The 23,119-nt window shown below is 60.6% G+C and carries 21 protein-coding genes, 1 tRNA gene and 1 pseudogene; 15 read left to right on the top strand and 8 right to left on the bottom strand.

From position 1 onward, the window contains the following. Positions 1 to 163: 163 nt before the first annotated feature. The 3 genes from ACYBHZ_RS00210 (at position 164) to ACYBHZ_RS00200 (ending at position 3,767) form a co-directional block, all read left to right on the top strand. The gene (locus ACYBHZ_RS00210; protein WP_460272173.1) at positions 164 to 976 is read left to right on the top strand and encodes a TIGR00282 family metallophosphoesterase; all 813 of its coding nucleotides are present in this window, start codon (positions 164 to 166) and stop codon (positions 974 to 976) included. Positions 977 to 1,118: 142 nt separating this feature from the next. Then, the gene (locus tag ACYBHZ_RS00205) at positions 1,119 to 2,900 is read left to right on the top strand and encodes an SLC13 family permease (protein ID WP_460272172.1); all 1,782 of its coding nucleotides are present in this window, start codon (positions 1,119 to 1,121) and stop codon (positions 2,898 to 2,900) included. A gap of 126 nt (positions 2,901 to 3,026) precedes the next feature. Then, positions 3,027 to 3,767: a YebC/PmpR family DNA-binding transcriptional regulator gene (locus ACYBHZ_RS00200; RefSeq protein ID WP_460272171.1), complete on the top strand. Its 741-nt coding sequence runs from the start codon at positions 3,027 to 3,029 to the stop codon at positions 3,765 to 3,767. 46 nt (positions 3,768 to 3,813) lie between these two features. Here the strand turns inward: ACYBHZ_RS00200 and ACYBHZ_RS00195 are convergent, their stop codons facing one another. After that, the gene (locus tag ACYBHZ_RS00195; RefSeq protein WP_460272170.1) at positions 3,814 to 4,695 is read right to left on the bottom strand and encodes a LysR family transcriptional regulator ArgP; all 882 of its coding nucleotides are present in this window, start codon (positions 4,693 to 4,695) and stop codon (positions 3,814 to 3,816) included. Between the two features lie 76 nt (positions 4,696 to 4,771). On the opposite strand from ACYBHZ_RS00195, the gene ACYBHZ_RS00190 reads away from it, so the two are divergent. Further along, entirely contained in the window at positions 4,772 to 5,377 is a 606-nt protein-coding gene (locus ACYBHZ_RS00190; protein ID WP_460272169.1) for a LysE/ArgO family amino acid transporter, read from the top strand. Positions 5,378 to 5,475: 98 nt separating this feature from the next. Next, on the top strand, positions 5,476 to 6,348 hold the full coding sequence (locus ACYBHZ_RS00185) for a DMT family transporter (RefSeq protein WP_460272168.1): 873 nt from the start codon (positions 5,476 to 5,478) through the stop codon (positions 6,346 to 6,348). On the opposite strand, the gene ACYBHZ_RS00180 is transcribed toward ACYBHZ_RS00185, so the two are convergent. The 3 genes from ACYBHZ_RS00180 to ACYBHZ_RS00170 all read right to left on the bottom strand — a co-directional run bounded on the left by ACYBHZ_RS00180 (position 6,267) and on the right by ACYBHZ_RS00170 (position 9,791). Beyond that, positions 6,267 to 7,598 carry an O-antigen ligase family protein gene (locus ACYBHZ_RS00180; RefSeq protein ID WP_460272167.1) on the bottom strand — a complete coding sequence of 444 codons (1,332 nt, stop codon included), beginning with the start codon at positions 7,596 to 7,598 and terminating at the stop codon, positions 6,267 to 6,269. The two genes, ACYBHZ_RS00185 and ACYBHZ_RS00180, sit on opposite strands and share 82 nt — an antisense overlap. Continuing rightward, complete coding sequence (locus ACYBHZ_RS00175) at positions 7,595 to 9,034, bottom strand: GumC family protein (RefSeq protein WP_460272166.1); 1,440 nt, start codon at positions 9,032 to 9,034, stop codon at positions 7,595 to 7,597. Before ACYBHZ_RS00175 ends, ACYBHZ_RS00180 begins: the two co-directional genes overlap by 4 nt. A 142-nt stretch (positions 9,035 to 9,176) precedes the next feature. Further along, positions 9,177 to 9,791: a LuxR C-terminal-related transcriptional regulator gene (locus tag ACYBHZ_RS00170; RefSeq protein ID WP_460272165.1), complete on the bottom strand. Its 615-nt coding sequence runs from the start codon at positions 9,789 to 9,791 to the stop codon at positions 9,177 to 9,179. Positions 9,792 to 10,078: 287 nt separating this feature from the next. Here ACYBHZ_RS00170 and ACYBHZ_RS00165 point away from each other — a divergent pair, with 287 nt between their 5' ends. From ACYBHZ_RS00165 to ACYBHZ_RS00155, 3 genes are all read left to right on the top strand, one after another. Next, complete coding sequence (locus ACYBHZ_RS00165; protein WP_460272164.1) at positions 10,079 to 11,491, top strand: WecB/TagA/CpsF family glycosyltransferase; 1,413 nt, start codon at positions 10,079 to 10,081, stop codon at positions 11,489 to 11,491. A 112-nt stretch (positions 11,492 to 11,603) separates the two neighbouring features. Beyond that, positions 11,604 to 12,143: a putative pterin-binding protein gene (locus tag ACYBHZ_RS00160; protein WP_460272163.1), complete on the top strand. Its 540-nt coding sequence runs from the start codon at positions 11,604 to 11,606 to the stop codon at positions 12,141 to 12,143. After that, positions 12,140 to 14,653 carry an ATP-binding protein gene (locus ACYBHZ_RS00155; RefSeq protein WP_460272162.1) on the top strand — a complete coding sequence of 838 codons (2,514 nt, stop codon included), beginning with the start codon at positions 12,140 to 12,142 and terminating at the stop codon, positions 14,651 to 14,653. Before ACYBHZ_RS00160 ends, ACYBHZ_RS00155 begins: the two co-directional genes overlap by 4 nt. Before the next feature lie 44 nt (positions 14,654 to 14,697). Here the strand turns inward: ACYBHZ_RS00155 and ACYBHZ_RS00150 are convergent, their stop codons facing one another. After that, on the bottom strand, positions 14,698 to 15,903 hold the full coding sequence (locus ACYBHZ_RS00150; protein WP_460272161.1) for a polysaccharide biosynthesis/export family protein: 1,206 nt from the start codon (positions 15,901 to 15,903) through the stop codon (positions 14,698 to 14,700). Positions 15,904 to 16,131: 228 nt separating this feature from the next. Here ACYBHZ_RS00150 and ACYBHZ_RS00145 point away from each other — a divergent pair, with 228 nt between their 5' ends. The 7 genes from ACYBHZ_RS00145 to ACYBHZ_RS00115 all read left to right on the top strand — a co-directional run bounded on the left by ACYBHZ_RS00145 (position 16,132) and on the right by ACYBHZ_RS00115 (position 21,690). Continuing rightward, positions 16,132 to 17,325: an oligosaccharide flippase family protein gene (locus ACYBHZ_RS00145; RefSeq protein WP_460272160.1), complete on the top strand. Its 1,194-nt coding sequence runs from the start codon at positions 16,132 to 16,134 to the stop codon at positions 17,323 to 17,325. Between the two features lie 3 nt (positions 17,326 to 17,328). Beyond that, complete coding sequence (locus ACYBHZ_RS00140; RefSeq protein ID WP_460272159.1) at positions 17,329 to 18,252, top strand: glycosyltransferase family 2 protein; 924 nt, start codon at positions 17,329 to 17,331, stop codon at positions 18,250 to 18,252. Positions 18,253 to 18,262: 10 nt separating this feature from the next. Then, positions 18,263 to 19,249: a glycosyltransferase family 2 protein gene (locus ACYBHZ_RS00135; RefSeq protein ID WP_460272158.1), complete on the top strand. Its 987-nt coding sequence runs from the start codon at positions 18,263 to 18,265 to the stop codon at positions 19,247 to 19,249. A gap of 18 nt (positions 19,250 to 19,267) precedes the next feature. Beyond that, positions 19,268 to 20,293, top strand: coding sequence for a glycosyltransferase family 4 protein (locus ACYBHZ_RS00130; RefSeq protein ID WP_460272157.1), 1,026 nt, complete (start codon positions 19,268 to 19,270; stop codon positions 20,291 to 20,293). Between the two features lie 135 nt (positions 20,294 to 20,428). Then, the gene (locus ACYBHZ_RS00125; RefSeq protein WP_460272156.1) at positions 20,429 to 20,671 is read left to right on the top strand and encodes a YdcH family protein; all 243 of its coding nucleotides are present in this window, start codon (positions 20,429 to 20,431) and stop codon (positions 20,669 to 20,671) included. A gap of 147 nt (positions 20,672 to 20,818) precedes the next feature. Next, positions 20,819 to 21,562, top strand: coding sequence for a thermonuclease family protein (locus tag ACYBHZ_RS00120; RefSeq protein WP_460272155.1), 744 nt, complete (start codon positions 20,819 to 20,821; stop codon positions 21,560 to 21,562). 52 nt (positions 21,563 to 21,614) lie between these two features. Continuing rightward, positions 21,615 to 21,690 (top strand) — tRNA-Val (locus ACYBHZ_RS00115). Between the two features lie 76 nt (positions 21,691 to 21,766). Here the strand turns inward: ACYBHZ_RS00115 and ACYBHZ_RS00110 are convergent. The 3 genes and pseudogenes from ACYBHZ_RS00110 to ACYBHZ_RS00100 all read right to left on the bottom strand — a co-directional run. After that, positions 21,767 to 22,372, bottom strand: coding sequence for a tyrosine-type recombinase/integrase (locus ACYBHZ_RS00110; protein ID WP_460272154.1), 606 nt, complete (start codon positions 22,370 to 22,372; stop codon positions 21,767 to 21,769). A gap of 45 nt (positions 22,373 to 22,417) precedes the next feature. After that, positions 22,418 to 22,831: a hypothetical protein gene (locus ACYBHZ_RS00105; RefSeq protein WP_460273193.1), complete on the bottom strand. Its 414-nt coding sequence runs from the start codon at positions 22,829 to 22,831 to the stop codon at positions 22,418 to 22,420. A gap of 7 nt (positions 22,832 to 22,838) precedes the next feature. After that, positions 22,839 to 22,946 (bottom strand): annotated as a pseudogene (locus tag ACYBHZ_RS00100) (hypothetical protein); the annotation flags it as partial. Positions 22,947 to 23,119 lie beyond the last annotated feature (173 nt).

Raw genomic sequence — 23,119 nt, 5'->3', positions numbered from 1 at the left:
GCGCTTTACCGCGCTTGGCATTGACGCGGCGATGATGATGCAGGCCGCGCAAGGGTTGCTGTCGCGTTTTTGCAGGGGCTGACGCCGGGTTTTCAGGTATTTTTGCCTTCGAAGAGGCAGGCCGCCTTGCGCCTCGCAAAACGTGGGCATAAGGCTATGCGCCATGAAAATTCTGTTTCTCGGAGATATCGTCGGCAGCGCAGGGCGCAAGGCCGTCATGGAGCGGGTGCCGCAGTTGCGCAAGGACTGGGGCCTCGATTTCGTCGTGGTCAATGGCGAGAACGCGACCAACGGCATGGGGCTTTCGGGCGATCATGCGAAGGCGCTTCTTGAAGCGGAGGTCGATTGTCTGACGCTGGGCGATCATGCCTTTGACCAAAAGGATATGATGCAGTTTTGCGAACGCGAGACGCGCATCATTCGCCCGATCAACTTTGCCAAGACCGCGCCGGGACGGGGCGTTCGCGTGTTCGAGGATCGCCGTGGGCGGCGTATCCTTGTGGCGCAAATTCTCGGACAGGTTTTCATGAAGCGCGCCTTTGACGATCCTTTCTCCGCGATGGATCAGGTGTTCATGAACCACAAACTCGGCGGTGCGGTGCAGGCCATTCTGGTGGATGTGCATTGCGAGGCGACCTCGGAGAAAATGGCCATGGGGCATTTCTGCGATGGCAAAGCCTCTGTCGTGGTGGGCACCCATACCCATGTCTGTACCGGGGACGCGCAAATCCTTCCGGCGGGCACCGCCTATCTGACGGATGCGGGCATGTGCGGCGACTACAATTCTGTGATCGGGATGGACAAGGTCGAGCCGCTGCGCCGTTTCGTGACGGGGATGGGCAAGGGACGTTTTGAGCCTGCGAAGGGCGAGGCGACCCTCTCGGGTGTCTATGTCGAGACTGATGATCGGACTGGCAAAGCCACGCGGGTGAAGCAAATCCGGGTTGGCGGACGGCTTGAACAGAGCGCCCCCTGACACGCAGGACCGCGCCAAAATCTCATGCGTTCTGGGCCTGTTGGCCGTCACCGCTCCGCTCTGCGAGGCGTTTTGTCGCTTGTGTCGCAGCGGCGATGAGAGGCATAGTGCGCCCTAATGACCTAAGAGCGCGCGGGGCCCCATGGAGGTGTTTCATTTCAGTCCGATGACAGAGGCGATACTCGCCCTCGTCGTCGTGGGCATCATGTTCGCTATGTTCATCCGCGAGATTTTCCCGACCGAAGTCGTGGCGATCACCGGTGCGGCTTTGATGATCGTGCTCGGTATCCTGCCCTATGACAAAGGCTTGGCGGTTCTGTCGAACCCGGCCCCTTGGACCATCGGCGCGATGTTTATTGTCATGGGGGCTTTGGTGCGCACCGGGGGGCTGGAATGGTTCACCCGTCAGGCCGGAGGCTATGCCGAAACCCATCCGTCGGTTGCGATTGCGATGTTGCTCGTGGTCGTCGTCGTTTTGTCCGCCTTTGTTGCGAACACGCCAGTCGTCGTTGTGATGATCCCGGTCTTCGTGCAGCTTTCGGCGAAACTCGGTGTCGCGCCGTCCAAGCTTTTGATCCCGCTGAGCTATTCGGCGATCATGGGCGGTACGATCACGCTTTTGGGGACCTCGACCAACCTTCTGGTCGATGGTGTGGCGCGCGATCAGGGCCTTGCGCCCTTCACAATCTTCGAGGTGGCTCCGCTCGGGCTCGTGGTGACGGCTTGGGGGATGCTGTATCTTCTGCTCTTCGGGCGTCATCTTTTGCCCAATCGCGACAGTCTCGCCGCGATGCTGTCCTCAAACCGTGCGAAGATGAAATTCTTCACCGAAGCCGTGATCCCGCCGGAGTCCAACCTGATCGGGCGCGAGGTTCTTGGCGTGCAGCTGTTCAAGCGCGATGGCGTGCGGTTGATCGACGTGGTGCGGGGCGACAAATCCTATCGCCATGAGCTGGATGGGCTGACACTTGAGGTGGGGGATCGGATCGTTCTGCGCTCCAAGATCACCGAACTTCTCAGCCTTCAGCGCGACAAATCCCTGAAACGGGTGGATCAGGTCTCGACGGTTGAAACCACCACGATGGAAGTGCTGATCACGCCGGGCTGTAAAATGGTCGGGCGCTCTTTGGCGTCGATGCGTCTGCGTCGCCGGTATGGCGTTTACGTTCTGGCGGTCCACCGCCGCAACCAGAACCTTGGTCAGCAAATTCAAGATCTCGTCGTGCGCGTAGGGGACACGCTTCTGCTCGAAGGCGCGCCTGCGGATATTCAGCGCCTTGCGACCGATATGGACATGGGCGATGTGTCGAAACCGACTGAGCGCGCCTATCACCGCTCGCACGCGCCGATTGCACTGGCGGCGATGTTCTCCATCGTCGTTCTGGCGGCTCTGGGTGTGGCGCCGATCCTGTACCTTTCGGTTATCGCGGTGGCCGTGGTGCTCGTCACGCGTTGCATCGATGCGGATGAGGCTTTCTCCTTTGTCGAGGGACGTCTTCTCGCGTTGATCTTCGCCATGCTTGCGGTCGGGGCCGCGTTGGATGCGTCTGGCGCTGTGAAGCTGATCGTGGGGGCGATTGCGCCGCTGCTCGATGGGCTGCCCGTGTTCTTTGTCGTCTGGGCGATCTTTCTGATGACCTCCTTTCTCACTGAGCTGGTGTCGAACAATGCGGTTGCCGTCGTGGTGACGCCGATTGCGATTGGCTTGGCGCATACTATGGGGCTCGATCCGCGCGGTCTGGTCGTAGCGGTGATGATCGCGGCGTCTGCCTCCTTTGCGACACCCATTGGCTATCAGACCAACACCATGGTCTATGGCCCCGGCGGCTACAAATTTACCGATTACATGAAGGTCGGTATCCCGCTGAACCTCTCCATCGGGTTGCTTGCCTCTGCCGTGATCCCGCTGATTTGGCCGCTTTGAGCCTTTTTGCGGCGGTTTTTGAGTATTTTCCCTGCAATGAAGCAAAGGGCGTCCCTTGCAGGCCCCAAGGCGGATCGCCTATAGAGGCGCGACAGCTGACTTTATCGACATTTTCGGAGGCGCCACATGGCAGGCCATTCTAAATGGGCAAACATCCAGCACCGTAAAGGACGTCAGGACGCAGCCCGCTCCAAGCTCTTTTCCAAGCTCGCCAAGGAGATCACCGTGGCAGCGAAAATGGGCGACCCGGACCCGGAAAAAAACCCGCGCCTGCGTCTTGCCGTGAAAACGGCGAAAACCGCGTCTTGTCCGAAAGACGTGATCGACCGCGCGATCAAGAAGGCGCTTGGCGGCGATGCGGAGAACTACGATGAAATCCGTTACGAAGGCTACGGCCCGGACGGGATCGCCTTCATCGTCGAGACCATGACCGACAATGTGAACCGGACCGCGTCCAACGTGCGCTCCTATTTCACCAAAGCTGGCGGCAACCTCGGCACTTCGGGGTCCGTGTCCTTCATGTTCGACCGCGTGGGTGAAATCACCTACGGGCCGGAAGCGGGCGATGCGGATTCTGTCATGATGGCAGCGATCGAAGCGGGCGCTGAGGACGTTGAGAGCGACGAAGAAGGTCACTGGATCTATACGGTCGACGGCGATCTGGCCGCTGTATCCGATGCGCTTGAGGCGGAACTTGGCGAGTCCAAGGAAGCCAAACTGATCTGGAAACCGCAGAACCGCACTGAGGTCGACCTCGAAACCGCGCAGAAACTGATGCGTCTGGTGGAAACGCTCGAAGACGACGATGACGTGCAATCCGTGACGGCCAACTTCGACGTGCCGGACGATGTTGCCGAACAGCTCTGATCTTTGATCGGATCGAATTTGAAAGCCCCGCCACCGGCGGGGTTTTTTAGTTGTGGAGAGCCGCATCCGCCGTGCGTTTGACGGCTTTCGTCAGCGGGTCCAGCATGGGGGCGCTGAGGCGAGAGACGTGCCAATACAGCGCGATGTCGATAGGATCTGCCGCGAGTTTGACGAGACGCCCGGATGCGAAGTGAGGCGTCAAAAGCGTTTCGGGATTGAGCCCCCAACCAAGCCCCGCCAGCGCCGCATCTATGAACCCTTGTGTCGAAGGAATGCGATGGGAGGGCAGGGAAAGGCGGCGGCCGATCTGCGCCGTCACCCAGTTGTCCTGAAGCCGGTCCTTTTCGTTGAAGACAAGGGAGGGCGCTTTGGCGAGCGACGCTGCGGTGATGCCGTCCGGGAAATGCCGCGCAATAAACTCCGCTGTGGCGACCGCGAAATAGCGCAACGCCCCGAGCGGGTGCAGATCGCAGCCGGGAACAGGCGTGTCGCGCGAGGACACGGCGGCCATCACCTCCCCGCGTTTGAGCCAATCGGCGCTATGGTCCTGATCATCAAGCGTGAGTTGGAAAAGCATATCTGGCACGGCGGCCATGGCAGGGGTGAACCACGTGGCGAGGCTGTCGGCGGTGACGGCAAGCGGCACGGGAACAGCCCCGCCGCCGGTTTTGCCGAGATCACGGGCGAGCTGCGTCTCCAGGAGGCCAACGTCTTCCATGTGGCGCGCGAGCCTGCGGCCTGTTTCCGTGCCGCGTGCAGGCGTGCCGCGGAGCACCAAGGGTGTCCCCATCCGCTCTTCCAGCGCTTTGATGCGCTGAGAGATTGCCGAGGGGGTGACGGACAAGGCATGCGCTGCCGCGTCAAACGAGCCGTGGCGCAGAACGGCGGCGAGGGCGGTCAGGGCTGGGTAATCGGAGGAATTAAGCATGGCTAATCTAAGCCTATAAAGTTTAATTTGTCTAATATTGGTGGGGCGGTTACCTCGGTTCTGGAAAGGAACCACAATGCTGCACGCCTCCCTCACCGGATTTCTCACGGGCCTAAGCCTGATCGTCGCCATTGGCGCACAAAACGCGTTCGTCTTGCGACAGGGGCTGAGACGCGCCTTTGTCCTGCCCGTGGTGCTGGTTTGTGCAGTCTCGGATGCCGTGTTGATCTCCTTGGGCGTCTTTGCCTCCGCGCAGGTCTCCACCGCCTTTCCGCCGCTGCTTCCGCTCCTGCGGTGGGGCGGTGCGGCCTTTCTGATCTTCTACGGTTTTAAGGCTGCCCTTGCGGCCTATCGTGGCGGAGGCCATCTGGAGGCGGCAGAGCAAGGGGGGCAGCGTCTATCTGCTGCGCTGGCAACGGCATTCGCGCTGACTTGGCTCAACCCGCATGTCTATCTTGATACAGTTGTGCTGCTTGGGGCGATCTCCGCCCGTTTCCCCGGTCTCCAAACATGGTTTGCATCGGGGGCCATCGCGGCGTCATTTGTGTTCTTCTTCTCTCTGGGCTTCGGCGCACGGCTCCTTGCGCCGGTGTTTGCCCGTGAAAGCGCGTGGCGCGTGCTCGACGGGATGATCGCCCTGATCATGTGGGCGATTGCATTTGGTCTTATTCGGGGGAGTTGAGACGGGTGAGAAGTGCGTTTCTGTAGGGATACGCATGCGCTTTGGGTGAGTTGTCATTGACGGGGAGTGCCGTCACTGTTCCCGCCATGACAACACCCATGCGCCCCCCTAAATTTTCCAAATCCATGACTGGCATTCTTTGGATGCTGTTCATGACGCTCTGTTTCGTCATGGTGAATGTTCTGGTGAAATATGTCGGGACGGGCCTGCCAGTGTTGGAAAGCGCGTTCTTGCGGTTTCTCCTCGGGCTGGTGTTCTTAATCCCCGCTCTGGGCGCCGTGCGGCAAGCGACGTTCACGCCGCGGATATGGAAACTTACATTCGGCCGCGCGATTTTCCACTCCGTCGCCATGAGCTGTTGGTTTTTTGCCATGACGCGCATTCCGATGGGCGAGGTCACGGCGTTGAACTTTATGAACCCGATCTACATCACCATCGGCGCGGTGATCCTGTTCGGGGAACGGATCGCTTTGCCGAGAATTTCGGCGCTCATCATTGCCTTTCTTGGCGGGCTCATGATCTTGCGCCCCGGCTTTCGGGAGATCGACGCGGGGCATCTGGCGATGGTCTTCTCCGCCATGGCCTTCGCTGGCTCCTATCTGATCGCCAGCCGTCTTGTGAAAGACCTGCCCCCGGCGGTTGTCGTGTTTCTCATGTCCGTGACAGTGCCGATCGTGATCGCCCCCTTCGCGCTGATGAACTGGGAAACGCCGACGTTGCATGAACTTCTGCTCCTGTTCCTCACGGCAGCCTTTGCGACGCTCGGTCATTATTCCATGACGCGGGCCTTTGCCGCGGCCCCGCAGTCGGTGATTCAGCCCGTGACCTTCGTGCAGCTGATCTGGTCGGTGAGCTTTGGCTATGTCCTCTTTGGCGAGGTGATCGACCCTTACGTGCTCTTGGGGGGCGCGATGATCATCGGGGCGATTTCCTTCATCACATGGCGGGAAGCGCGCAAACGCGAGGCGTGAGAGACTTCTCTGGCGTGGATGCCGAGGCAGAGAAGCGCGGGCCAAAGAAGATAGGCCTCAATCTCGATATTCTCGCCGAATGACAGCAGAACAAGCACCATGCAGATGCCAAGGGGCAGGCGACCGCGCGCGCCCTCGGCAGCGTCTTTGAGGGCGAGGCCCGTCTGCCAGATCAAAGGCAGCGCGAAGGCCAGCAGCCCGACGAGCCCTTTGACGAAGAGCAGGCCGAACCAGGTGTGGTGACTTCCGATTGGCATGTATTCAACGAGATGCGGCCCCGGTTGCACGGTGCCATGTCCGAACCACGGAGCTTCCTCTTTCCAGCGCTCATGGGCGATCCGCTGCAAGGTCGCGCGCACTCGGGTGCTGTCGGCGCGGGCGGATTTGAATCCGTTGATCCCTGCACCGATCATCTGCATCAGCCACGGCCCGATGACCGCGAGAGAGGCGGTCATCCCGGCGAGCCCGGCCCATGCCCAGCTGCGCAACACCAGCGGCATCATGCGGGGGCCGAGCGTGCAGGCGACCAGACCGACGAGACCCATGCGCGACTTAGAGGCCAGTATCATCAACAGACCCGCGCCAACGCCCGCCGCGCGCCAAGGTCTCTCTTTCTCTTCCAAGGCGAACAGGACCATCGTGACCCCCAAAAGGGCGGCAAACGGTGACCACGGGGCGTAGAACTGCCAGCGCGGGGTCCAACTTGCGGGATCGTAGGTGAACAGAAAGACCGAGAAATATTCCGGACCGGGCCCGCCAACGGCCTTGAGCGGAGATGTGAAAATCCGTTCGGGCAGTCCGACATATGGCGCTATGATCAGGAGCGGTGCGATGCACAGCGTCCAGAATCCCAGCTTGCATTGCGCCCGGATCAGCACCTCTCTGCGGATCGGAAGAACGGCCCCCGCCAGTGGGAACAAAGCCAAGAGAGCCCAGCCTTTGGCCCAGCCAATGGAGGATTTAATGGTCTTTTTCAGGCCAAGATCCCAGTTCAGATGCCCCGCCCAAAGCGCGATCAACATGACCAGCATGCCGAGGATCCATGCCCAGATCACCGGCGGCACCGGACCCGTGGCTTTCAGGTCAGAGCGAATGGCCGGGCCAAGGTAGAGAGACAGCGCCACCAGTCCGGCCATGAGCCATGCGAGCACAGGTCCGACAACATAGAGCGCACCAATCGCATAGAAGGGCCAGGTCCAGAGGATCGTCTTCCAGACCATCGCCTCGGCAGGGTTCTCCGGCGTGATCATGCCGCGCGCCCTTTTTCTTTGATCAAGCGTTGGATCAGGAAGCGGCGGATCCAGCCCAGAGACAGCGCGACAAAGAGCAAAAGGCTGGCCGCCATCCCGGCAGCAATTGCGAGTTTTTTGCGCGGCGAGGTCGGACGGTCGGGCAGGGTCGGATCTTCGAGCACCTGCACCAAGGGATAGGAGGCGAAGACATCGGCCTTGCTGGATTGGCTGCGCGCGATGGCGGAGGCAAAGACGGCTTCTGCAACATTGAAATCGCGTTGCAAATCTTCGAGCCGCGCAGCCTCCGGGGCGAGGCGGTCCAAGCGGTCGGTTTGCACGGTGAGCAACGCGCGCAATTCCTTGAGTTCGGCCTGAAGGCCGGAGCGCTCGGAATCTTGTCGCACCAATTCGGTCAAAAGCGCTGCACGACCACCATCGAGCGACCGTTCCAAAGCGCCTGCCTCGCCGGTCAGGACAACGGCCCGGGCCTCGGCTTTCGCACGGGCGGCCTCCATCCCGTTGCGGGCCTTGAGAACCTCTGGGTGGCGTTGGCCATAGCGCGATTGCATCTCGGCCAGATCGGCGGTGGCGAGGGCCATGGCCTCCAGAAGTGCGAGATAGGCCGTGTCGGCGTTCAGGCGCAGAATGCGGGACGCGTGTTCTGAGTTGGTGCCCAACCGCGTCTCAAGCCCGCGCACCATTGCGACTTTGCGTTCATGCTCAGCGGCGGTGATGTCGATTTTCGCTCGCAGCGCGTCAGCCTCATCGAGTTGGCGCTTGTATTGATCGACGGAGTTCAGCCCGGTTGTGGTGCGCAGTTGTTCGATTTCGACACGGGTTTTCGCGACCGAGGCGCGATAGTCTTGAATCGCATCCAACCCGCTGCTCTGGCGGCTGTCCATCTCATCGCTGCGCAGACGGTCGATCTCGGCAAAGAAGGCATCCAGAAGGGCGGCGTTGCGGGCCTGCGCCGCTTCGGGGGAGGGGCCGATCAGCTTCACATGGATAAATGCGGTTTGATCGACAAGCTGCACCTGTGGTTTGCCGAAGGCGCTGAATGCGACACCTTGCTGGGTGGCGGCTTCCGCGATGACCCGGTCTGCCGCCAAAAGCCGTTTGTAGGTCTCGGTTGGGCTGATTGAATTGCTGGAAAAGGCCGAATTGGCATGGCTGGAGGCTTGGCCGATATCGGCAAGGTTGACCGATGAGGCCGAGCCTGAGCCGGGCAGGATCAGCGACATGTGGCTGGCGTAAACCGGGGCGGCGGTTTTCAGGTAGCCCGAGATCGGCGCCCAGATGGCCGCCAGCCCCAACACGCAAAACCAGACATAGCGCGGAAGGCGGCGAAGGTCTGTGAGACCGCCCCCCATAAGGGCGCGGCGGAAAAAACCGCGACGCTTCTTATGGGCCAGAGTGGCGTTTGGTTTTGGGTGTTGAATGGTTTGCGAGGTCATCGGCGGGCTCCTTCGCCGTGATCCTAGCTGTTAAATATTTTGTTTACCGCTGCGCGAGTGGTGGGGGAAGCGGTGCTTTTGCCCCTGTGCCTATCCGTTCGGACAGGGGCATGCGCAAACGATGAGATGAAAATAACGCGGCTCAGAACAATCCCGCGTCGCGCGCAACGATGGCCGCTTGGGTGCGGTTGTTGACGTCGAGTTTGCGGTAGAGCGTTTTCATATGCAGTTTGATCGTCGGCTCGGACAGATCGAGATCACGTGCGATTTCCTTGTTGGATTTGCCTTCTGTCAGGCCTTCGAGCACTTCAAGCTCGCGTTTGGTCAGCCGTTCCGCCATCGGATGCGGCGCGGCCTCCTCAGACGCGGTCATGAAATCGATCGGGGCATATTGCTCGCCCATGGCCATGAATTTGACGGCATTGACGAGAGATTTCGCAGGCAAGGTTTTCGGCACGAACCCGGCGGCACCCAGGCTCAGCGCTTCCTCAGCGATCTCACGCGTGGCTTGACCGGAGATCAGCGCGACGCGCTGGCCACCGTTCATCTGGATGGCTTCGCTGAGGCTTGCCAGCCCGTTCATCCCCGGCATTTTATAATCGAGCAGGACGAGGTTATAGGCCTCATCCTCGCGGATGCGCTCGCAGGCTTCGTCAAAACTCGCCGCGCTGCCCAGCTCGATATCTCCTTCAGCGCCCAAAAAGGCGATCAGCGTATCGCGCAGCAGATCGTGGTCGTCAGCAATCAAAACTCTCATATCGCGGCCTTTCAACAAGTCGTCGAGTGATCGAACCATACGCGGTGAGTTCGACTATTTTAAGGCTTTGCTTACCATGACACAGGGAAAAACGGGGTAAGCCTCCCATCCTTTCGGATAGGGTTTGGGCCTCCAGCATGGTTAACAGAACCTTAAGGATCGAGGAGATGTCCTCTGTGCCAAGGGCCATCCCGGATGCGTCCATCGGCCATCCGGTTGCGGAATTGAGCGCTAAGGGGCTGATGTCGCAGGGTTAAGGCAGTTCAAATTCCAACCGGAGCTGCCCGATGAAACTCCAATCCCCCCTGTCTTTTGAAAATGCGACCGCTGTCGCCGATGCTCAGACGCTGATGCAAGCCTCCCTTGAAACCAAACTGCCGCGCCGTCCGGTGCTTGGTCTGCCGCTCGTTGATGCGACGACGGAACAAACGGTCGATGCGCTCTTGAAGGGAGACGCGCGGAGCGTCTTTTTCCTCAATGCCCATTGCGCCAATCTGCGCGCCAAAGATCGGGCCTATGCGTCTGCGCTTGCACGGGCCGACATGGTCTTGCCGGATGGGATCGGTGTCGAGCTGGCGGCCCGTATGTCGGGTGGCCCATTGACCGAAAATCTCAACGGAACCGATTTTGCCCCCACGCTTTTGCGCAAAGCTACGGAGCAGGGGCTGTCGGTCTTTCTCTTCGGCGCGCAGCCCGGCACGGCGGAAAAGGCCGCGATGAAACTTTCCACGACAATTCCGGGCCTGCGCATCGCAGGGACGCGCGACGGGTTCGAGGGCGCGACGGATGCACGGCGCGCGATTGCTGCGATCAATGCGTCCGGGGCCGATATCTTATTGGTCGCGATGGGGGTTCCGATGCAGGAGATGTGGATTGACCGGCATCTGCCCGATCTCGCTCCGCGAATCGTTCTGGGCGTTGGCGCCTTGTTCGATTTCCTCGCGGGCAATGTCAGCCGCGCGCCACGAGCCGTGCGTAAGGCCAAGATGGAATGGGTCTGGCGGTTGATGCAGGAGCCGCGTCGTTTGGCAAAACGCTATCTGATCGGCAATGTCAGCTTCCTGATGCGTGCCTCGGTCCACGCACTGCGGATGGCTGGGCAGGATGCCATTGCGAAACGGGCGATGGATCTCGTTTTGAGCTCGCTTTTGTGTCTGATGCTTGCGCCCGTGCTGCTCTGTGTGGCGGCAATGATCCGGCTGGACAGCAAAGGACCCGCGCTGTTCAAACAGGTCCGTGTCGGGCGCGATGGCAAACCTTTTACCGTGCTGAAATTCCGTACCATGCATATTGATGCGGAGGAGCGGCGGGCTGCGCTTTTGGCGCAATCTGATCGTGAAGGTATCTGTTTCAAGTCCCGCAATGATCCGCGGGTGACGCGAGTGGGGCGTTTTCTGCGTCGCTACTCCGTGGATGAGTTGCCCCAGATTCTCAACGTGGTGTTCGGAGATATGTCACTGGTCGGTCCGCGCCCGGCGCTTCCCTCCGAGGTCGCAGCCTACCCGAAGGCCGCCTTGGAACGTCTGAACGCACGGCCGGGGATCACGGGGCTGTGGCAGGTGTCCGGCCGCGCCGATATCGGTTTCGACAAGATGGTCGATATGGATGTGGCCTATGTGCGCTCGCGCAGCGTCTTGCTCGACCTGATGTTGCTCGCCCTGACGGCGCGTGCGGTGCTCTCCGGGCGCGGGGCCTATTAAGCGCCAATAAGGCTGCCTCCTATCCGTTCGGATAGGAGAGCGATCCCTATGTTCAGATGCCTTTAAGGGGGCATCGTGAGATACTGGTCAGACAGTTTGATGAGGACAGCCCATGCTTTTCAATCGCTTTGCACGTTCGACGTCTTTTTTCACCCGGCTCTTTTTGCCGGTGGTAGCCGCGCTTTTTATGGCGTTTCCCGCGGCTGCCACCTCCCTCGGGACGCCCACTGGCCCTGTGATCTTGACCCTCTCTGGTGAGATCGAACAGACGAATGGCCATGGCGTTGCGGCCTTCGATCTTGAGATGCTGCGTGCGCTTGGCGAAAGCGAGATCGAGACCGAGACGATCTGGACGCCGGGTGTGCATGTCTTCAAAGGCGTGCGGTTGCAAACCCTGCTCGATCATGTCGGCGCGCAAGCAGGTGTGATCATGGCGACCGCCATCAACGATTATGTGGTGGAAATCCCGGTCTCTGATGCGACGGAGGGCGGGCCGATCGTGGCCTATGAAATGGATGGCAAACTGATGTCGCGGCGGGACAAAGGGCCGCTTTGGGTGATCTATCCGTTCTCGTCCTCCAGTGACTATCGCACCGAAGTGATTTACTCTCGCAGCATATGGCAACTGGACCGGATGATCCTCGCAAAATGACCGAAGCCTTTTCGATCCGTCGGAAAGGCCGCTTTCCGCGTCTGCGCGGCAGCACGGCCTTGCTGCTGGGCATTGGCCTACTCTGTCTTTTCGCCATTGCACTTCTGGTGTCCGAAATCGTCGAAGAAATGCGCTTTTTGAACTCGGCCAGTTCCGACAATGTGCATTGGGTGCTGTCGCAGGCCGAAGTCGAATTTCTGGAATTCAGCAATGCGGTGGAAACCGCGCGTCGTAATGAGAGTACCGCCGCACGAGATACGGTGATTGTCGAGTTCGATGTGTTCTACAGTCGCATGATGACCTTGGGCACCGGGCTGCTCTATGCCGATCTGCGCGAGATTGATGCCTTTGGGCAATCGGTCTCTGACATCCGGCAAAAGCTCGATGCGATGGTGCCCTTGATCGATGGCGCTCCGGCTGAGTTGCAGGCTGGTTTGCCGATCCTCGCCGAAGAGGCGACGGAGATCCGGCCGCTTTTGCGCACCGTGGCCACGACGGGGCTGCAGTTCTTCGCTGAGAGTTCCGATCAGAGCCGTATGTCCGTGGCCAACACGTTGCTCCGACTGGCCGCGATCACGGTGGTGCTGGTTTTGGCGCTGGTCGTTGTCTTGGCCTACAACCGTCATGTCAGCAAACAAACCGAGCGCAGAGGCGAAGAGCTGGCGGATGCCTACACGCGGCTCAACACCATCCTCGAAACCTCTCTGGATGCGGTGATCGTGTCCGATCTCAAGGGCCGTATCCTGACCTTTAACACGGCTGCGGAGCGTATTTTCCAGCATCCAGCAGAGGCGGTGATCGGTCGAAACCTCGGTGACATCATCATCCCGGATCATTTGCGCGCGGCGCATGAGGCCGGGATGAAACGCATGCGGGAAACCGGAGAACATGCGGTGGTCGGCCACGGCCGGGTGCGGCTTGAGGCCAAGCGCAGCAACGGCGAGGTGTTCCCCGTCGAGATGGCGCTTGAGAAGGCGCAAACCGGTGAGGATGAAGTGGTGGTCGGGTTCCTGCGCGATATCTCTCGCCTTGTGTCCTCGGAGACCGAACTCGTTGAGGCGCGCGACCGGGCTTTGGCGGGCGAAAAGGCCAAGGCCGAGTTTCTTGCGATGATGACCCATGAAATTCGCACGCCGCTCAACGGTCTGTTGGGCAACCTGTCGCTTTTGGAGAAAACGCCGCTTTCGTCGACCCAGAGCCGCTATGTGCGCAATATGGATATTTCAGGCGGCGTCCTGATGCATCACGTCGACGCCGTACTGGATGTGGCGCGGTTCGAAGCCGGCGCCGATGTGTCGCGTGAAGAGGCGGTGCATGTCGGGCGTTTGATACAGGATATCGTCAACAGTCAGGCCAGCGCCGCCGAGGCAAATGGCAACCATATTCAATGGGGCTGGATCGGAGAACCGCTGGACTGGGTGGAGATTGACGCGGCACGTTTGCAGCAGGTTTTGCTGAACCTCGTGGGCAATGCGATCAAGTTCACCCGCAATGGGCGCATCCTGATCGAAGCCGAGCAAAGTGTCGGCGCGCCGGGCGACGGTGATATGTCCGGGTTGGATATTCGCGTGATCGATTCCGGGATCGGTATCTCCGAGGCCGACCAAGATCGTGTGTTCAACGATTTCCAGACAATTGAAGCGGCCAATATCGAGGGGCAGACCGGAACGGGCCTCGGCCTCGGGATTGCACGGCGTTTTATCGAAGCGATGGGCGGAGAGATCGGTTGCGAAAGCACGCTCGGTGAAGGCAGCGTGTTCTGGCTGCATGTGCCAGTGGTGCCTGTTGAGGGCCCGGAGGCGCGGGACGACACAGAAACCGAAATCGCGGCTGTCGCTGCCTGCGATGTGCTTTTGGTCGAAGACAATGAGATCAATCTGGAGCTTGCACAGGCGATGCTGAGCGGCCTCGGTCATCGGGTGAGCGTCGCCCGCGACGGGGAAGACGCGGTCAAGCTTTCCGAGGGCCACAAGTTCGATCTGATCCTGATGGACATCCGTATGCCGCGACTTGATGGGCTTGGGGCCACCCGTGCGATCCGGTCGGGCGAGGGGGCTTGTCGGGATGTGCCGATCATCGCTTTTTCAGCCAACGTGTTGCCCGATGCCAAAGCCCGGTTCACCGATGCGGGCATGTCCGGCTTTCTGCCGAAACCCTTTAGCCGAGGCGATCTGCAACAGGCGATTGCGCGGCATTGTGCGTCGCGCCATCTGCCGCAAACAGCACCATCAGCGCAGGCCTCCCCGATGGATCGGCTGCTTGAGCGCTATCGCGCCGAAAGTATTGAACTGTTCGGCTGGCTCGCCACGGCACCGTCCGACAGGCACGAAATAGCTGAGCGCGCGCATAAGATTGCGGGCAGCGCGGCCGCTTTTGGCCAGCCTGAGCTTCGTGACGCATTGGTTGCGGTGGAAACGGCGGCGGAAGAGGGCGCGAGCGCGGGGCTTGATGCCGCGATCAAGACCGCCCGCGAGGCTTGGGAAGCCGCCCCTGCGCCGTCACTGGGGTGATGGCCTATTCTTAACTCAGGAGTATCACGCCAAAAGCGCAGGCGTTATGGCAGAATGGCCAGCGCCCCCATCACGCCAGCGACCTCCGTCAGGTTCGTGATGCGGCTGTCATAACAGGCGATGGAGTCTCCGGGCAGCAGATAGGGGTCGTAGTCATCGCGGTCGGCGCGGCGCAGCATGTCCTCGATATTGCGTTCGATCACAATGGAAACGCCGGACATCGGGTCGCGGGTGAACAGGACCGCAGACCGATGCGCGCTGGTGGCGCGCGCGCCGCCGACGCAATTGGTATCGACCACCGCCTGCATGAACCGCGTGCCATAGGGCACTTCGCGAACCTCGCGCCCAACTGCCGAGGAGGCATTGTTTGCAGCGGGTTTGGTCAGGTTTGACAGGAACAGGCTGATACCCGGCGGGCTGATCGGGCTCGGGCGCATCAGGTCATCTTGGAAACATTGGCGCGACGGCACGACGATTTCGTCGCCCGTGATCAACATCACATCCACCGCATTTCGGCCTTCGAACACGCCGGTCATGTCGAGAATATGTTTGCGCCCGCCGCGATAGAGTTCGACGACGCTCAGGTCCGCATCCGGCCGTACCCCGCCGACAGAGCGCAGCGCCGCCGACAGGTTGCGCGCTTCGGTCGATGCGCCGAGCGCCTCTTGGCGCGCCCGGTCGATCCCGTCTGCATTCTGTGCGCCGATCTCGACGGCATGGGGTTCGAAAACCGCGCCGGAGACCGCGACAGTCACGCTGGCATAATCCGCGACCAGAACCGAAATGCGGGGGGCTTCGTCATAGAACCCTTCTTGCACCAGAAGCTTTGCCAATTCTGCCTCAACAGCGGCGGGGCTTTTGCCCTGCGCCTGGATCGCGGGCAGAAACGGCAGTTTCAGAGTGCCGTCGCGTGAGACGACATAATTGCCATTGAAGGTCTCATCGTCGGAGACGCGAATATCGAGCAAATCGTTCCGCGAGAGACGTTCTCCCCGCAGCACCTCCGCCGCGAGATGGCCGCCTTTGCCTGCACCGGCGATGGCGCCGGGGCGACATTTCTCTGCGTTCAGCTGCGCCGAGATCAGCATTGGCTGCGCCTCGGTCTTGCTTGGCGGATCGCGGTATTGCGCCTGATAAGCACCGCCGCTGCGCACGGGGGCAAGATTTTCGGGGGAGGGGGCAGGGCCACATCCGGCGATCAGGCCGAGGCCAAGGCAAGAGCCTAAGAGCAGGCTGTGTGAATACGACATGGAGGCCCCTTCAATATATTAAAACAACCTTAACGTGATCGAACTTCACTGGCTATCCGCGAGCAAGGATGGCGTTGCTACCCGGACGGATAGGTCATCATTCCTTTGCGATCTGTTGCTCTCCTGCCGCGCCGATGACGTCCGCCGAGGTCCTGAATATTGGTTAATGGAACCTTAAAAGGACGTAAGCCTGTGCCGAGATCTGCGACATCATTGCTGAGCCACCTGTTGGCCTACGGAGCCTCCGAGATCGCGACGAAACTGTCGCGTCTGGGTGTTGTGGTCGCCGTTGCGCGGACGCTCGACGTGGCGGAGATTGGCGTGGCGGCTGCGGCTTTGGCGACGGGAGACCTGTTGAAATCACTGACGGAAAACGGGATAGGTCAACGGATCATCGCGGCTTCGGAACGTGACTTGGACGCCACCTGCAACCGCGCGCATGGTCTGTTTTGGACGTGGTGCCTTGGGCTTTTCGCCGTTCAGACCGCGCTGGCTGCGATCGTTTGGCTCGCGACCGGAAATCTTGCGCTCTGTGCGCTGATCCTCGTTTTGGCGGGCGAATATCTGTTTATGCCGGGCGGGCTGGTGCAAACCGGGCTGGCGGTGCGGGCGGGGAAGCTCAAGCAAACCGCCGCGATTGCGGGCGGCCAATCGGTCCTCGCGAATTTCATGTCGATTGGCTTGGCGCTTGTGTGGCCTTCCGCGCTTGCCTTGGTGCTTCCGCGCCTTTTGACCGCGCCCTTCTGGCTTCTGTCGATGCGCCGTCTGCATCCTTGGAAACCTATGCCGGAAGCTGGGAAAGCACCAATCCGCCCCTTCCTGCGCTACGGCTGGCCAATTCTTGGGACGGAAATCGTCAAGACGGCGCGCCTGCACGCGGACAAGCTGCTTATCGGTGCCTTGCTGGGACCGGAAATCCTTGGCCTCTATTTCATGGCCTTTAACGCGGGTCTCAGCCTCGCCACCTCTTTCTCCACGGCCTTCGCCGCTGTGCTCTTCCCGCATCTTTGCGCCAACCCGGATCGGGCAGCCGCCCTGCGTCAAGGGCTTGGCGTGTCCATCGGTCTGGTTGCGCCAGCGGTCATCGCTCAAGCCGTCCTTGCACCTTGGTATGTGCCCTTGCTGCTCGGCGACGGCTGGGAAGGTCTCGCGGAGCCGGTGTCGATCCTGTGTCTGGTCGCTATTCCCACGATGCTTTGGACCGCAACGGCTGGCTGGCTGCGGGCCGAGGATCGTCCGATGCAGGAGCTGCGCGGCACCGCGATCCTCACCGCTGCCCTGATGGCCAATACCGTGATCGCCGCGCCTTATGGGCTGTGCGCCATTGCCTGGGGCTATCTCGGGACGGCCACTGTCGCGATGCTTTGGCTGTCACGCCCCGCTCTCTACTTCGCACTTTTCCTTCCCCGCGTGAGGGCCTGATCCATGCCGGTTTTTTCGATTGTTATCCCTGTTTACAACGCTGCTGAAACGCTGCCCGCGACGGTTGCCGCGCTCAAGGCGCAGACGATCACCGATTGGGAAGCGATCCTCGTCGAAGATGGCTCAAACGATGCCAGTTGGCCGGTTGCACAAGAGCTGTCGCACAGTGACGCCCGCCTGAAACTGGTCCGCAATCCCGGCAAGGGACCAAGTGCTGCGCGCAATCACGGGGCTCTGAAGCTTGCCACAGGTAAGATCATCGCCTTTTGCGATGCCGATGACATTTGGCTGCCGACGAAGCTTCAGGACGTGGCGCGCTGCCTACTGGAGGAGGGCGTTGTGGCGACCTTCGGGCGGATCGGCTTCTTTCGGGAAGACATCTCGCATGTGCGGACCTGGTCCCGGGTGCCGGAGGACGATGTGACGGTCCCGATGTTGATGGGAGAAAACCCGGTTTGCACCCTGTCGAACCTGTCGCTGCGCCGTGAGTTTTTTGCCGATCTGGGCGGGTTTCGCGAAGACATGGTGCATAACGAAGACCTCGAATTCCTGATCCGCCTGTCGGGACATGGCTACCGCCTCAAAGGGATCGACGCCGACCATGTCCTTTACCGGCTCAGCCCGCACGGATTGTCTGCCAATCTTGAGGCCATGCGAGCCGGGCGTGAGAAAGCTTTGTCCAGCGCGGCGCGGTTCGGGTATCGCCCCGATCCGGGCGCGGAGGCCGTGCATCTGCGTTATCTCGCCCGCCGCGCGCTTCGGATCGGCGCTTCCGCCAAAGTGGCGCGCGCGCTCGTGATCGAAGGCTGCCGTTTGGATGCGCGCGCCTTCCTGCTGCCCGCCCGGCGCGGGGGGATGATCGCCCTTGCCGTCGCCATTCTGCCGATTTTGCCAGCCCCGGTGCGCCGCCACCTTTTCTCGAACTAAGGAGACTGCCATGCCCTACGCTTCCATTGTCGTACCTGCCTATAACGCCACGGCGACGCTTGCCGAAACCTTGGCGTCGCTCAGCGCCCAGACCTTCCGCGATGTTGAAATCGTCGTCGTCGATGACGGCTCGACGGATCAAACCGCGCAAATGGCCCGTCTTCATGCCGAATGTGATCCGCGCATCCGGCTGGTCCGTCAGATCAACCGTGGGCTTGCCGGCGCACGCAACAGCGGGATCGCGGCTGCGACGGGCGAGGTGATCGGGTTTTGTGACGCCGATGATCTGTGGCGCCCTGAAAAACTTGCGCTGCATGTGGTGCATCTCAAAGCCGCACCAGAGGTCGGGATCAGCTATTCCGGCTCGGCGCTCATTGATGAGACGTCGCGGCTCTTGGGACACGCGCAGCGCCCGCGTCTGCGGGATGTCCGTGCGTCTCATGTGTTCAAGCGCAACCCGGTCGGCAATGGTTCGGCCCCGGTGATCCGTCGCGCAGCACTTGCGGCGATCAGCTGGAGACCTTTGACCGAAACCCATCGCGATTGGGTGTTCGATGAGACCTTCCGGCAATCGGAAGATATCGAGTGCTGGCTGCGCATGGCCTTGACGACCGATTGGTTGATCGAGGGTGTTCCGGGGCTCTTGACCGAATACCGTGTGAACGGGGCGGGCCTGTCCGCCAATGTCACTGCGCAGCTGAACTCGTGGGAACGTATGGTGACAAAGCTGCGCCCGGTCGCCCCCGAATTCTTCGCCCGCCATGAACCCGCAGCGCGCGCCTATCAACTGCGCTATCTGGCGCGCCGCGCGATCAGCAGCGGGGACGGGGACACCGCCCGTGAGCTTGTCCGTCGTGCGTTTGAACACTCCCGTCGCCCCATCTTTGAAGAGCCTGTGCGGAGCCTCACCACATGGGGGGCGGCCCATGCCACCGCCCGGTTCGGCACAGCCCCGATGCGGTTCGCCCGCACTGTCCTGCGTACGGCGCGCTCTTGACCCGAAAAGGAGAAATCTATGTCTGATCAAACGCATGTCCTGCATCTTGTCGATGACGCCACGCCCGGCGGTGTCACCCGTGTTCTTGAGCACATCCAGAGCTGTCCGCTGATGGCGCAAACGGCGCATCACACGGTTCAGGTCGTCGCCCCGCGTGGGCGTTTGCCGAAATGTGACGCCGATATCGTGGTGTCGCACCTGAGCCTGAATTGGCGGCGGCTGCCCGCGCTGATCGCATTTCGTGCCCATCACGCCGGAACCCCGCTTATCCACGTCGAGCACAGCTATACGGAGATGTTCACGGCGACCAACGTCAGCTCGAAGATGCGGTTCTTCACGATGTTGCGCACGGCCTTTGCCCTGTTCGACACGGTGGTCGCTGTGAGCGCGGCGCAGGCCGCATGGCTCAGCGCCCGTCGATTGGTGTCCGAGTCGTCCCTGCGGGTCATTGCACCTGTTGTTGCGCTGGAAGGCTTTCGCGCCATCGCTGCGCCACAAGCTGCGCCGAAAGTCATCGGGGCCATCGGTCGTTTGCATAGGCAAAAGGGCTTCGATGTTCTGATCAAGGCGTTCCGCGCCCTGCCTGACCCGGATCTGGCGCTGCACGTTTATGGCAGTGGCCCTGAGGAAGACGCTCTGTTTGAGCTGGCGTTGGGCGATCCACGTATTCGCTTTTTCGGTCATGCCGAGAAATCCGAGACTGTGATGCAGGCGGTCGATGTCGTGGCCATGCCTTCGCGTTGGGAGGCATTCGGGCTCGTGGCGCTCGAAGCGCGCGCGGCTGGACGTCCGCTGGTGTGCAGCCGGGTGGATGGGTTGACGATGAGTGCCGGAGATGGCGCGCGCTTTGTCGATGATTTCGGTGTGACTGCTTGGACAACGGCTTTGGAGGAGGTGATCGGTCAGCGCGATGAGCATTCTGCGCCCGATCGCGCCTTCGGCTGTGAACGAGAGTTCGCCCAGTCCTGGCAAAATCTGATCGACCGGCACGCCCAAAAGGAACGCGTTTCGGAGGCTCCCTTTCTTCCGCTTGCGGCAAGTTGAGCGAGTTGTGCGCCGGGCGTACCGGTTGAGAGGTGCTCACCTCTTTCTCGGGTTTTCTTGATCCGGGTCAAAGCGCAGCGGGGCTGGTCGGGGACAGACTGGGGACAAGGACGACGACATTAGGAGGAGAAGCGCATGTCCAACACCCCACACCAACTCGCCGCCGATTTCCCGGATTTCGCTGCGCAAATCAGTGATCTCAAGGCCGTCGACCCGCATTTCGCACAGATGGTCCAAGACTATGGGGCGCTGAATGACGAGGTGCATCTCGCGGAAACCGATGTGCAGCCAATGGACGACTTGGCGCTGTCGGAGTTGCGCAAGAAACGGATGCTTCTGAAGGATGAGATTTACCGGATGTTGACCGCTCCGGCGTGATCTTGATCCCAGTTCGATGAAGGAGGGCGCGTGTGTCGGAAGGCCACGTGCCCTCTTGCGTTTGGAGAACAAATCGCGCACAAATCGCGTGTGAGGTTGGGTGTCATACCATATGTTGCGGCTCTTGTGGCTGCGATGGGGCTCGTGGTGGCCCTGTTTCCTGTCGATACGGCGCAGGCTGCGAGCGAGAGGAAACCCGCAAACGCATCTGGAGTTCAGCCCTCTCAAAGCCTTGCGGTCGCTGTTGCAAAGCCGGGGCAGGGCGTAACGTCTATTTCAAGCCCGGCGGACGGCGTGTTGCGCATTGTTGACGGTGACACCGTCGCCATCGGGGAGATACGCATCCGGCTCTTTGGAATCGACGCACCTGAGCTTTCGCAAAGCTGTTCCGACACGCGCGGCAAGGACTGGTCCTGCGGCACCTGGTCCAAATCGGTTCTGGCAAATCTTGCGGCGGGCAAGGTGCGGTGCTTCGCGCGCGACACGGACCGCTATGGCCGGACGGTTGCGGTGTGTGAGGCTGGTGGGAAAGACCTGAATGCCCAGATGGTCGCCTTGGGGGCGGCCTATGCCTACGAAGAATATTCCTCCGATTACGTTGCGCTTGAGCAAACGGCACGCGCGGATGGGCTTGGGCTTTGGCGCTCCGGCAGTCAGAACCCCGCGGACTACCGCGCGGAGAAAAAGGCAGAACAAGCGGCGCACGCGCTTCCCGACACGCCTCCCGGAGACTGCGTGATCAAAGGAAATATTTCCAAATCCGGCAAGCTCTATCACCTTCCGGGTGGTCGTTGGTACGATGACACGCGGATCAACGAGGGGCAGGGGGAGCGCTGGTTCTGCACCGAGCCAGAGGCGCGTGAGGCGGGCTGGCGGAAAGCGCAGGGATAATCACTTTCTCCTCTTGCAAGGGGGGGCGTTTTCCCTTAGACGACTGCGCACCGGGTCGTTAGCTCAGTTGGTAGAGCGCTTCGTTTACACCGAAGATGTCGGGAGTTCGAGCCTCTCACGACCCACCAGTTCCCTCGATTGGCTTTGCTGAATTTCCTCTCGTCGTCCTCGCGTCCTGCGAAGTGGTCCATGGTTCCGTGAACCTTAGATGTGATCCTGCAATCGCATGAAGTCTAGAACTTCTGCGGCGTCTTGCATGTGCTGCGGACGGTATCGACCGTAGACACGGTAGGTCACCGCGGTGTTGGAGTGTCCGAGATATTGCGCCACCTTTTCGATCGGAATCCCGGCGCTGACCAGATGTACTGCGGCCGTATGGCGGATTTCATGGATCGTCAGATGTCCGATCTTCGAACGCGTCACAGCACCATTCACTCCTTTGCGAATATTTTTCACGGGCCCGCCAGCGTATTCGATCACATGATCGCTCAGAGCTGCGTCTTTGGCTGACAGAAGAGCCGTGTGAACACTGGCATTCATCGGCACCACGGCACGCCCCCTGCGCGTCACACTGTCGGGCAGGCGCAGGTTGATCGACCTGCGCTCAAGATCCACCCGATCCCATGTGAGATCCAGCATTGCACCGACGCGAGCTGCGGTCCCGAACAGCAGGATAAGGGCGAGGCGAATATGCGGATCATGTGCAGCACCGATCAGTGATCGGATTTCGAGCGCGTCCAGAATGCGCTTGTCCGTCTCCGGTTTGGCCGGGCGCCAGATTTTCGGAACCGGCCCATCATATATGTTCATGGTGTGGCCAAAGTTCAGAGCGGATTGCAGGTGGCCGAGCTCGGTCTAAACCGTTCCGACCGATTTGCCGGTTTCTTCGCGCATCTGCCGGTATCGCAGGCACATGGTCTTGTCGATATCCTGTGGGAGATAGCCACCGAAGTGGGGCAGGATCGCCTTCCCCGTGTAGCCCATTGTCGTGGCGGTTGGTCTGTCGCCAAGATCCTCGATATAGGCTTTCCAGATCTCATCAAGCCGCGATCCGGCAGGGTTGGCGCGGAATGTCTCGCGGCGATAGACCTCTACGGCTTCCGGCTCCGCGTCCTTTCGGCTGCGTGCCTCAAGCTGATAGCGTCGTCTTTTGCCTGAGGCCGGGTCTTTCCAGGAGACGCAGAACCGCCTCGCAGTTTTCCAATTGTGATGTCCGGCATTCGTATTCCTCCACGGCTTCCGGTTTGATTCTGAACAACCGACCCACACGGAACGCGCGCAGGCGTCCTTCCGAGATCAGGTTTCGAACGGTTTGAGCAGAGCAGCCCCAGCGATCCGCCAGACTGTTTGGTGTGTAGGGGCGCTGAGAGCCGTAATCCGTCATCGTCAATCCTCGGCCTGTCGTTTGCCTGTCAGTTTCAATGATCGCACGATCGTTGGAGGGGGATGGTTGTGGTCCGCATTCTTCATGGTCTGAGTTTAGCGGAGTGGACGGATATCTGGCTGCCCGATGTGATATTCAGTATGCTTTAGGTGTGGATAACTTTCTGATTTTCC

The organism is Celeribacter sp. ULVN23_4, assembly GCF_054788345.1.
The sequence above is the reverse complement of the archived record's forward strand: the minus strand, read 5'-3'. Positions and strand labels throughout refer to the sequence as shown.